At 56.4% G+C, this 11,958-nt stretch carries 7 protein-coding genes; 3 read left to right on the top strand and 4 right to left on the bottom strand.

The window, feature by feature from the left end:
* Positions 1-131 precede the first annotated feature (131 nt).
* Complete coding sequence (locus IQ254_RS25645) at positions 132-1,028, bottom strand: phytanoyl-CoA dioxygenase family protein (RefSeq protein ID WP_193968995.1); 897 nt, start codon at positions 1,026-1,028, stop codon at positions 132-134.
* Between the two features lie 141 nt (positions 1,029-1,169).
* Here IQ254_RS25645 and IQ254_RS25640 point away from each other — a divergent pair, with 141 nt between their 5' ends.
* A complete protein-coding gene (locus tag IQ254_RS25640; RefSeq protein ID WP_193968994.1) occupies positions 1,170-1,913 on the top strand; it encodes an ABC transporter substrate-binding protein in 744 nt (247 codons plus the stop codon).
* 140 nt (positions 1,914-2,053) lie between these two features.
* On the opposite strand, the gene IQ254_RS25635 is transcribed toward IQ254_RS25640, so the two are convergent.
* The 3 genes from IQ254_RS25635 to gltB form a co-directional block, all read right to left on the bottom strand.
* A complete protein-coding gene (locus IQ254_RS25635; RefSeq protein WP_193968993.1) occupies positions 2,054-3,538 on the bottom strand; it encodes a glutamate synthase subunit beta in 1,485 nt (494 codons plus the stop codon).
* Between the two features lie 124 nt (positions 3,539-3,662).
* Positions 3,663-5,396 carry an AIPR family protein gene (locus IQ254_RS25630; RefSeq protein WP_193968992.1) on the bottom strand — a complete coding sequence of 578 codons (1,734 nt, stop codon included), beginning with the start codon at positions 5,394-5,396 and terminating at the stop codon, positions 3,663-3,665.
* A 200-nt stretch (positions 5,397-5,596) separates the two neighbouring features.
* Positions 5,597-10,237, bottom strand: a complete 4,641-nt coding sequence (gltB, locus tag IQ254_RS25625; RefSeq protein WP_193968991.1) for a glutamate synthase large subunit — start codon at positions 10,235-10,237, stop codon at positions 5,597-5,599.
* Positions 10,238-10,570: 333 nt separating this feature from the next.
* Here gltB and IQ254_RS25620 point away from each other — a divergent pair, with 333 nt between their 5' ends.
* Entirely contained in the window at positions 10,571-10,840 is a 270-nt protein-coding gene (locus tag IQ254_RS25620) for a hypothetical protein (RefSeq protein WP_193968990.1), read from the top strand.
* A 16-nt stretch (positions 10,841-10,856) separates the two neighbouring features.
* Entirely contained in the window at positions 10,857-11,843 is a 987-nt protein-coding gene (locus IQ254_RS25615) for a hypothetical protein (RefSeq protein WP_193968989.1), read from the top strand.
* The last annotated feature ends 115 nt before the right edge of the window (positions 11,844-11,958 follow it).

Here is an 11,958-nt window from a genome sequence, read left to right as displayed (position 1 = left end):
AGAGGTGTATAAGAGACAGAGGGTGGGTTAGGTTGAGGGGCAACTGTGGGTGAGCCGACTGCCCTGGCTATGGCCGTAACCCACCACTCGGGGACTTGGGCTTAAAATCCAAAATCCAAAATCCAAAATCGCTAGGCGATCGCCATCGCCGCCCCCAGCGGATCTTCGCAATAGTCCGCCAGGTGAGGGCTGCGGTAGCCGTCGTTGCGCCACAGAATCGGGAAAAAGCTCTCGTCCATTTCGGTATCGCCTACCCGCTTGTAGCGACCGTAGATGTAACCCTGGGGGTTGGTGGGGTGAAAGCGCGCGGCGGCGGGAATGGTGTGCAGGCCAATGCTGTTAAACATGCCCTCGGTGCGGGTGGTGGGGCCGAGGCCGTGCCAGGTGCGCCCGTGGTGAAAGGCGCAGCCCCCGGCGGGCACATCGACCACCACCAGCTCAGGCTCCGGGACACCGGCATTTTCAGCGGCCTGCAGCATGGCCCAGCGGTAGTCTTTGGTGGGGGCGTGGAACTCGCCCGCCACGCTGGAGATCGGCCACCTGTGGGAGCCTTTGGCATAGACCAGGGTGCCATCGGCGGCGGTGGCGCGATCGAGGGCGACCCAGCAGGTCATCATCTGGGCGGGTTCTAAAAAGTCGATGTAGACACCGTCCTGGTGCATGGCGATCGCCTGGGCACCGGGCGGCTTCATCCACAGGCTATCCTGGCCGATGCGGGCACCGTCCCACCCAGCTAACGTGGCGCTGAGGCGACCGATCTCTGAGGAGAGCACCAGGCTGGCGATGGTGCGATCGCTCTTCCAGCCGTTGCAGATCTCGCGGGTGATGTCGGGCAGGCTCATGCGCGGCCGCCAGTGCCACTCGTCGGGGTAAATGCCGGTCTCAAACTCGCCGTGGAACATGGGCTCCAGGCGGCTGGCCAGCCGCTCGGCAAAGTCGGCGGGCAGAAAGTTTTCCAGAATCAAAAAGCCATCGTTCTGGAACTGCTGAATCTGCTCAGAGGTGAGCTGAATGGGGTGATAGTCCATTGAAACAGAGTATGTAGGGGCAGAAAACACAGCGGGCGACCAGGCAATGTGCGAATCGGAAACCCGCCCTTGACTTGACGTAGTTGACAAATCTAGGGGTGCCCTATCTACTTGTCATAATAAGTTCTCCCCCCGAAGATTATGTGTCCCCCGTTACCCACTGCTGAATCGCCCGCCCGCCTCACCATTGAGTCGGGTGTTTTGCATATTGCCGCCAGCGACTTCGATGCCCGCCCCATGAGCTTTTTGAATGCCGATGGGCAGCGCACCGGCTACGAACCTGAGCTGGCTCGTCTGGTCTGTGCCCACCTGGGGTTGACCCCCCTGTGGCACAACCTGCCCATGGCCGAGTTTTACACTTGCCTGGGCACAGGGAAGTACGATGCGGTGTGGTTTAACCAGGCAATTACGCCCGATCGCCAGCAGGTGGTCGATTTTACCCAGCCCTACGGCCTATTCGATGAGGCAGTGCTGGTGAAGAAAGGCAGCGGCATTACCTCAGTGGAGGATCTGGTGGGTAAGCGGGTGGGTGGCCTGGCCGACAGCACCAACATCGCCCTAGTGGAAGGATTTTCGGGGGCGACGGCGGTGCCCTACCCCGGCAGCGACCAGGTGCTGCCCGAAATGCTGGCGGCGCTGCGAGCGGGCGAAATCGACGCGCTGATTGACGACGAGCTGGTGCTGGTGGTCGCCGCCGAAGAGGATGACGCGCTGGAGATTGCCTTTAGCCTGCCAACACGGGTACCCTTTGCGATCGCCACCGCCAAGACCAACCCCACGTTGCAGGCCGCGATCAATGCTGCTCTAGTCGCTACCCAGGCCGACGGCACCATGGCGGCGCTCTGGGCCGAGTGGATTCCCTGGAAGCCGTTTCCGTTGGCGTGACAGAAACAACTGATCTGCGGAGGCCAGCCATCCTATCACGGTTGCTCGCATCCCTGTCGCAGCATGAGACCGCCCTGAGATACTGCAAGATGTCAGTTTTAGCCTTTGGGGCCAAGAAACCCGGTTTCTGAGGGAGCGAGTTAGGGCAGCTCAGTGGTGCCCATCAGGTAGCGATCGCACTCCCGCGCTGCCCCACGGCCTTCATTGATCGCCCACACCACCAGACTTTGCCCCCGGCGGCAGTCCCCAGCGGCGAAGACCCTCGGAATCGAGGTGGTGTACTGCTCGTGCTCGGCTTTCACGTTGCTGCGGCCATCTTTCTCTAGACCCAGCGCGTCGATCAACGGCTGCTCGGGGCCGAGAAAGCCCATGGCCAGCAGCACCAGCTGGGCGGGGATTACCTTTTCGGTGCCGGGCACATTTTGGGGTACGAACCGACCGTTCTCGTCTTTGCCCCACTGAATCTGCACCGTGTGGACGGCCTTCACATGGCCCTGTTCATCGCTCTCAAACTGGGTCGCCGTGGTCAGGTAGGCGCGGGGGTCATCGCCAAACATGGCGGCGGCTTCTTCCTGGCCGTAGTCCAGCTTATAGACCTTGGGCCATTCGGGCCAGGGGTTACCAGCCGATCGCGTCTCCGGCGGCTGGGGCATAATTTCCACCTGGGTGACGCTGTTGCAGCCGTGGCGAATGGAGGTGCCAACGCAGTCTGTCCCCGTGTCGCCGCCGCCGATAATTACCACATCTTTACCCGCCGCCGAGATGTAGTCGTTGCCGGGGTAGCCATCCAGCAGGGAGCGGGTGTTGGCGGTGAGAAACTCCATGGCAAAGTGGATGCCCGCCAGATCACGGCCCTCGATGGGCAGGTCGCGGGGCTTGGTGGAGCCGGTGCAGAGCACCACCGAGTCGAATTCCTTCAGCAGGTTTTCGGCAGAAATATCCTTGCCCACTTCGGTGTTGCAGACAAAGGTGATGCCCTCGGCCTCCAGCACATCCAGCCGCCGCTGCACCACGTTTTGCTTGTCCAGCTTCATGTTGGGGATGCCGTACATCAGCAGACCACCGGGGCGATCGGCCCGCTCGTATACCGTCACCCAGTGGCCTGCCGAATTGAGCTGGGCGGCGGCGGATAATCCCGCCGGACCAGAGCCGATCACGGCGACTTTCTTACCAGTGCGCTTCGCGGGCGGTGTGGGGGTAATCCAGCCCGACTCCCAGCCCTTTTCGGCAATGGAATACTCGATGTTTTTAATCGTCACCGGGGGGCTGGTAATGCCCAGCACGCAGGAACCCTCACAGGGAGCAGGGCAAACCCGCCCGGTAAACTCGGGGAAGTTGTTGGTCTTGTGGAGGCGCTCCAGGGCTTCTTCCCACAGGCCCCGATAGACCAGGTCGTTCCATTCGGGGATCAAGTTGTTGATCGGGCAGCCGCTGGCCATGCCGCTGATGGTCATACCGGTGTGGCAGAAGGGGGTGCCGCAATCCATGCAGCGGGCTCCCTGGGTGCGGAGGTTTTCCTCCGGCATGTGGAGGTGAAACTCGTCCCAGTTGCGAATGCGATCGGCGGGGGCGACCTCTTGGGCCACTTCCCGCAGGTATTCCATAAAGCCAGTCGGTTTTCCCATGGTGGTTGTCCTGAAGAATAAGTTGATTGGGAGACTTGTTGGATGGGCACAAGGCTTTGCCCATTGATGATTTGATTACGGCGAGGGGCACAGGCTATCGATCTTTGCCCTTAGTTACGGATCTCTAAGCAAACTTTTTGGTTGCGGCATCAAGCAAAGTATTCGTAAATTTTCCACGTTTCAATTCGTCGTCCGTTGGCATTCCGGCTAAGTCTAAAAGGGACTGCGACTCTTCAAAGATGGCAATATATGATTTGTCGTCGGAATGCAAAATATCTATTATTTTTTGTGCATACTTGTCAGCCTTTTTGGAGTTGGGCGGCGGCATTTCAATCTTGTTGTGGCATAACCATTTAAAGGCTTGGATGACATGCCATCTCAACCTAGTATAATTCGGGGCACCAATTTTTCTGCCATTGATCAACGTTTGATATTTATAAAGCGCCAAGCAAGCAGCATAATAGTATGATTCATGATCATGCTCCTTGAAAATGTTCTCGCCTGACGCTGAAAACAGTGTCTTCACATATCTAGCTGAGTTGTGGGGTATGTTTAGAAACATTGCGGCATAACAACGTGTTACCTCGCGAACATCAAAAATTCTAGTAGCTTGATAACCTCGACCTCTATACTCTGCCTGTCTCCGCTCGAAGTAAATATGGTTTTCAGGAGCGGAGCTTTGATTCTTAGCGTCGAAATATTTTTGAACTAATTTAGCTTTATTCCTCAGCCCAAAAAAGGCTTCTTTCGCAATTTCTGATTGACTATTTGTTGCCGATATTATGTCGTTTGAAACATCGTTGTCAGGTGACTCTATAAACTTAATTACGACTTTTACTTCGTCTGTAAGAAGCTTCCTGTTCTCAAACAGAGTATTGCTAGTTTGGCAGCCGTTAATAATTTGGTAGTTCGTTAAATGAAACTCTTTTGTGTTTGGAGTTAAATTTAGTTCCGGCGCAACTATTGTTATGCCGTTGTTTAGAACAGAGAAGAGGCTCTTCTTTTCACTTGACCTTAGGGTACCTTGAATGGCGAGATTCACATCGTTTTCGTCACCTAAGAAAGAGCGGACATTTTCCTCAAACACAGATTGCTTTAAATTTCCTTCCTCATCCAAAAGAAGGGAATCAATAAAATGACTAGCAATAGATACAGCTATGTATGACTGGGGTATTCCTGGCATTTCAGTCATTCCCAGATAGTCTAAGACTTTCAGTTTCGCTTCATTTTTTTGGGTAAGACTAGCATAAAGTTTAAGTATTTCTCCACGTCCTAAGGGCTCAACCAAAACGTTGTAGAAAAAATCGGTACTTTTTACGGACTCTTCAATTAAATTGAAGCAGGCTTGTATCTCTCTCTCGCTCTTGTAAGCCCCGCTTGTACAGTAATATATACTTATGTTTGGTCTTCTATTTCTTATCTTTCTTGAGTTTTCAAAAATTATTTTTAGTATCTCAATTGATTCTTTATTTAATCTTCCGTTCGGAAGTTTTGGCTCTAAACTCAAGAAATCATCCAATCCTAGCTTGAAGTTACTGATTTCATCTTTGGTAAATTGCTCACCACTTTTAACCTGAGTGATGATCACTTCAGCTACAAGATTCGTTTTGTGTGTTTTGAAGATTTCTGTTGCATCATCTGAAGTAGTAATTAATTCTCCATCAACAACTATAGCTATCCCGTCGAGAGATGCATCGTCTTCTTTGGTTGTAATATCAGCAGGATTGAACCTTCCGAGGTAATGTTTTGAAACAATAGAGAAATTGCAAAAGAATTCGAACAACTTTGACTCTTTCTTCGAAGTTAGTTCGTATTCCTCAGCTAGCTCAATTACCTGATTTTTTAAAATTAGATGCATGAAAAAAACTCACAGATTCTCTTATTTGAAGGGCTTAATTTATTAGAGTGTTACCTTAATCAAGTGCAACAGTTGTAGGACGCATTTGCAAAGCAATACATCATTCCGCAAGAATTCACCTTTGGTGCATTGCGGCTCGCAGGCATAATCTGTAGTGATTAGCCTATGGTTGTGAGCCGCGAATGCACCCTACGATCGATCTAACTCCCGCCAATGCGGGCGACGTCGCGGGCATTTTCTTCAAACGCTGCCGTTAGGGCATCGTCGCCGGTTAGCCCATCGGCCAGGGCTTTTTGGATGTGTTGCAGCACCCGCTTGTAGTCGCGGGGCATCACTTTCACAAACTTGGTGACGGCGTTGTCCCAGTCTGCCAGCAGCGTCAGCCCCCGCTTGCTCTCGGTGTAGTCGACATGGCGCTGAATAAACTCTTGCAGGTCGCGAATTTCTTCGGGATCTTCGAGTTTCTCCAGATCGACCATTTCGCGGTTGCAGCGGGTGGCGAAGTCCCCGGCTTCGTCGAGCACATAGGCGATGCCGCCGCTCATGCCAGCGGCAAAGTTGCGCCCGGTGACCCCCAGAATGATCGCCTTGCCGCCGGTCATGTATTCGCAGGCGTGGTCGCCTACCCCCTCGACCACCGCTGTCACCCCCGAGTTGCGCACGCAGAACCGCTCCCCGGCTAGACCCCGAATGAAGGCTTCGCCGCTGGTGGCGCCGTAGAAGGCGACGTTGCCGGTGATGATGTTCTCCGCAGGCACAAAGGTGGACTGCTTCGGTGGGTAGAGGATGAGCTTACCGCCACTCAGCCCTTTGCCCAAGTAGTCGTTGGCTTCGCCCTCCAGCTCCAGCGTCACGCCCTTGGGCACAAAGGCCCCAAAGCTCTGGCCAGCGCTGCCCTGGAAGTGAAGGTGGACGGTGTCGTCGGGCAGCCCGTCCCAGTGGCGCTTGGTGATTTCGTTGCCGAGGATGGTGCCGACGACGCGGTTGACGTTATAGATCGGCAGGGTGGCGGCGACTTTTTCGCCCCGCTCAAGGGCGGGCGCACAGAGATCCAGCAGGGTGGTGATATCGAGGGATTTATCCAACCCGTGATCCTGGGCCATCTGGCAGTAGCGCCCCACCTCGGGGCCAACTTCGGGCTGGTGGAGCATGGGGGAGAGATCGAGCCCCTTGGCCTTCCAGTGCTCAAGGGCCGCCTTGGGTTCCAGCACATCGGTGCGGCCCACCATTTCATCCAGGGTGCGGAAGCCCAGCTCGGCCATGATTTCCCGCATGTCCTGGGCGATAAACCGCATGAAATTGACCACGTGGTCGGCATCGCCCATGAAGTGCTTGCGCAGTTCTGGGTCCTGGGTGGCCACGCCCACCGGGCAGGTGTTCAAGTGGCAGACCCGCATCATGATGCAGCCCATGGAGACCAGGGGGGCGGTGGCAAAGCCAAATTCTTCGGCCCCCAGCAGGGCGGCAACGATGACATCGCGCCCGGTTTTCATCTGGCCGTCGGTCTCGACCACCACCCGGCTGCGCAGGTTGTTCAGCACCAGGGTTTGGTGGGTTTCAGCCAGGCCCAGTTCCCAGGGTAACCCGGCGTGCTTGATCGAGGTCTGGGGAGATGCCCCGGTGCCGCCGTCGAACCCGGCGATCAAGATAACATCGGCGTGGGCCTTGGCCACCCCGGCGGCGATGGTGCCAACGCCGACCTCTGACACCAGCTTGACGTTGACCCGGGCATCGCGGTTGGCGTTCTTGAGGTCGTGGATCAGCTCGGCCAAATCCTCAATGGAGTAGATGTCGTGGTGGGGCGGCGGCGAAATTAGGCCGACGCCGGGGGTGGAGTGGCGCACCTTGGCGATCCAGGGGTAGACTTTGCGGCCCGGCAGCTGGCCGCCTTCGCCCGGTTTGGCCCCCTGGGCCATTTTGATCTGGATCTCTCTGGCCTGGGAGAGGTAAAGGCTGGTGACGCCGAACCGACCCGAGGCCACCTGCTTGATGGCGCTGTTTTTGGAGTCGCCCTTTTCGTTAGTCCAGGTGTAGCGATCGGGGTCTTCGCCGCCTTCGCCCGTGTTCGACTTGCCGCCGATGCGGTTCATGGCGATCGCCAGGGTTTCGTGGGCCTCTTTGGAAATTGACCCGTAGCTCATTGCCCCGGTCTTAAACCGTCGGGTGATCGCCTCTACTGGCTCGACTTCCTCCAGGGGAATCGGCTGGCGTGGCTTGAACTGGAGCAGATCGCGCAGGCGGAAGAGCTGCTTGTCCTGCTCGTTGACCAGGGCGGCGTACTGCTTGTAGGCCTCGTAATCGCCCGTGCGCACAGCCTTTTGCAGGGTGTGAATCACCTGGGGGCTGAGCAGGTGAGCTTCGCCTTCTTTGCGCCACTGGTAGTCGCCGCCCACATCGAGGGTGACATGTTCGGTGGGGCGATCGGGGAAGGCATGGCGATGGCGCTTGAGGGCTTCTTCTGCCAGCACGTCGAGCCCTACCCCCTGAATGCGGGAGGCGGTCCAGGTAAAGTATTGGTCAATCACCGCCTGGTTCAGGCCCAGGGCCTCAAAGATCTGCGCCCCGCGATAGCTCTGGATGGTGGAAATGCCAATTTTGGAGGCGATCTTGATCACCCCCTTGGTGACAGCCTTGACGAAGTTCTGACAGGCTTTGTCAAACTCCATCGGCGGCAGCAGCTGATCGGCAATCATGCCCTCAATGGTGTCGAACACCAGGTAGGGGTTGATCGCGCCGCAGCCGTAGCCAATCAGGGTGGCGAAGTGGTGCACTTCGCGGGGTTCGCCCGACTCTAGCACCAGGCCGACGCGGGTGCGGGTGCCGTTGCGAATCAGGTGGTGATGCAGGCCCGAGACGGCTAGCAGGGCAGGGATGGGGGCGTGGTCGGCATCGATGGTGCGATCGCTCAAAATAATCAGACTGGTGCCGTCGGCAATGGCCGCATCCGCCGCCTGAAAGATCCCCTCCAGGGCCGAGGCCAGACCCGCCTCGCCATCCTTGGCGCTAAACACCATCGGCAGCGTCACCGAGGCAAAGCCCTGGTCGCCCGCCTGCTTGAGCTGGGCCAGCTCGGCATTGGTAATAATCGGCGTCTTCAGGTTGATCAGCCGACAGCTCTCGGGCTCGGGTCTCAGCAGATTGCGCTCGCTGCCGATGGTGGTTTCGGCGGACGTAATGATCGCCTCGCGGATCGAATCGATCGGCGGGTTGGTCACCTGGGCAAACAGCTGATGGAAGTAGTCGTACAGCAGCCGGGGCTTGTTGGAGAGCACGGGCAGTGGCGTATCGGTGCCCATCGCCCCGATCGCCTCCACCCCATTTTCCGCCATCGGCTTCAGCAGCAGCCGCAATTCCTCAAAGGTATAGCCAAAGGCCGTTTGCAGGGTGGGTAGGGGCACGGGTTTGGGTAGGGGCACAGCATGCTGTGCCCCTACGGGGTCTGCGCCATTGCCGTTTAACCCTGCGGGGTCTGTGACCTCCGGCAAATCTTCCAGTTTCACCAAATGCCGATCGAGCCACTCCCGGTAGGGGTTTGCCGTCGCGATCTGCTGCTTGATCTCTTCGTCGGCGACGATGCGGCCCTCGTCCATATTCACCAGGAACATGCGACCGGGCTCCAGGCGACCCTTGTAGGCCACATTCTCGGGCTCAACGGGCAGCACCCCCGCTTCGGAGGCCATGATCACCAGGTCGTCTTTGGTCACGGTGTAGCGAGAGGGGCGCAGGCCGTTGCGATCGAGCACCGCGCCCATCATGGTGCCATCGGTGAAGGCGATCGAGGCGGGGCCATCCCAGGGTTCCATCAGGCAGGCGTGGTATTCGTAGAAGGCTTTTTTCTCGGGGCTCATCGACTCGTGGGCCGTCCAGGGCTCCGGAATCATCATCATCACCGCATGGGGCAGGGAACGGCCCGCCAGGGTCATCAGCTCCAGGGTGTTGTCGAAAATACCCGAGTCGCTGCCGTCTTTGTTGATCAGGGGCTGAGCCCGCTGCAGGTCGTCGCCAAACAAGGCTGACTCAAACATCGACTGGCGGGCATACATCCAGTTGATGTTGCCGCGCAGGGTGTTGATCTCGCCGTTGTGGGCCACATAGCGGTATGGGTGGGCCCGCTCCCAACTGGGGAAGGTGTTGGTGCTAAAGCGCGAGTGCACCAGGGCCAGGGCGCTGGCCATATCCCCATCGGCCAGGTCGGGGAAGTAAAAGCCCACCTGCTCGGGGGTGAGCATGCCTTTGTAGACTACCGTGCGGCTTGACAGGCTGGTGGCGTATAGGTAAGGGTCAACCCCGGTGGTCTGAATGGTGGAGTGGGCCCGCTTGCGAATGATGTAGAGCTTGCGTTCAAAGGCCTGGTCATCGGTCAAATCGGGCGATCGCGCAATAAACACCTGCTGCATGAACGGTTCGCTGGCCTTGGCAGTTTCGCCCAGCGAGCTGTCGTCAGTGGGCACGTCGCGCCAGCCCAGTACCTGCTGCCCTTCTTCCTGGGCGATGCGCTCAAATAGACGGCGGCCTTTCTCGCGATCGCTCCCATCGGGCGACGAGAAGAAGAAACCCACGCCGTAGTGCCCCGGTGCAGGTAGCGCAATGCCCTCTGCCGCCGCCACCTTGGCCATAAAAGCGTGGGGCATTTGCAGCAAAATACCGGCCCCATCGCCCGTGTTGGCCTCGGCCCCCACCGCGCCCCGGTGGGTGAGGTTGACCAAAATCTTCAGCCCCTGCTGCACAATACTGTGGGACTGCGCACCTTTCATATGGACGATAAAGCCTACACCGCAGGCATCGTGCTCGTACTGAGGATGATAGAGACCTTGGGCTTGGGGCGGTTGAGATAGGGTCATTGATTTATCGAACAAAACGATGGAACTCAAACAGGGACAGACGTAGATCGTGCCTAGACATTCTGCGATGAGGCACAAGCTGCTGGCCGGTCTCTTAAGAAAATGATCAGATCAGCCATTAAAAACTTTGCGAAATATAACAAACTTAAAAAGCTTTTGTTTCGCGAATGTCTGTTATTTCTAATACAACTACAAGAAAATATACGCTGCGGCAGCGGCATAGCTGACTTCCCTAGAATGCTTGGAATTAAACAGCCTTGGATCGAGGCTAAAAAGTCTTCTCGTTGTGGTCTGAGAGTATTCCATCTAAACAATGTCTATGGAGGTTGTCCCATGAATGTAGAAGTGGTAATTGTAGTCTCGGTGCCACCTACCGAGAAAGACCTTGATGATTTGAGCTTTGCGGCATCACGGTTGACAAACAAGCAGGACAGCACCGCGGTGAATGTGAAAGCAGAAAATGATCAATTTCTCTTGGCAACCACGTTTACGATGAAGACGGCTGCTCAGTATAAAGTGGTTGACCACATATCGAAAGAATTTGAGTTCTCAACCGTCGGCTTGGAAGGGTATCAAGAGATGATAATTTCGTTTCCTTGGTAGCAATTGTTAAAAGGCAATGAGTGCATACCAGTACTACGAGTTTCAAGCCCTTGACCGACCGCTGACGCTCAAAGAACAGGAGGCGCTGCAAGCGCTGTCGAGTCGAGCGCACATTACCCCCAGTAGAGCCAGCTTTCTCTATAACTATGGCGACTTTCGCGGCGATCCAGAGGCTGTATTGGCCAAGTACTTCGATGCGATGTTTTACATTGCCAACTGGGGTACCTGGCAAATTATGTTTCGCTTTCCCAAAGCGATGGTCGAGCGCTCATGGTTTAAACCCTACGAGGTCAGTGATGCGATCGCTGTTTCCACCACCACCCACCACCTCATTCTCAACATCGAAATCCACGAAGAAGAGGGACTGATTGGATGGGTTGAAGGCGAAGGCTGGCTGCCTCGGCTGTTGCCCCTGCGCGATGACTTGTTGACGGGTGACTTGCGTTTGCTATACCTGGCCTGGCTACGGATATGCCCTAACCTGGTGGAGTATGGCGAGGATGAAGACCCGACTGAGCCAACCGTGCCGCCCAACCTGAGCAAGCTAACGCCCCCCCTTAAGGCCTTCGTAGAACTGGTGGAGCTTGACCCCGACTTAGTCGCAGCGGCGGCCCAGATTAGCCCTGCCCAACAGCCCAAGCCAGCCCCAAACCTTGAAGATTGTTTACCGAAGCTATCCGAGGCAGAACGCCAGAAATTTTTGCTGAAACTGTTGCGGCGCGAACCCCACGTCGATCTGCAATTGATCAATCGGTTGCAAGAACTGGCTGGCTCTCAGCCATCAGTGCCATCAGCCCCTGACCAGGAGCGGCGGCGGTTTTCGGAGGTGGTGGCGATCGCAGCCGATCTGGCCGCCAAGCGCCAAAAAAAGGAGCAAGCAACGGCCAAAAAGAAGCGCATCAAAGAGCTGCAGGCCCTCGCTCCCAACGCGTCTTACACCTGGGATCGGGTGCTGGATTTGATTCAGGTCAAGCAGGCTCATGCCTATGACCTTAACGGGTGACAACGTACCTAAAGAGCTTGCTGCATCAGGGATAGAGCATAGAGACCACGCTGAAAATAGCGATGTTTATGGGGTTTGAGCGCTATCAGTTGGAGTGCCCAGTCGGTCCATAACT

Source organism: Nodosilinea sp. LEGE 07088 (assembly GCF_015207395.1).
Lineage (GTDB): Bacteria > Cyanobacteriota > Cyanobacteriia > Phormidesmidales > Phormidesmidaceae > Nodosilinea.
The sequence above is the reverse complement of the archived record's forward strand: the minus strand, read 5'-3'. Positions and strand labels throughout refer to the sequence as shown.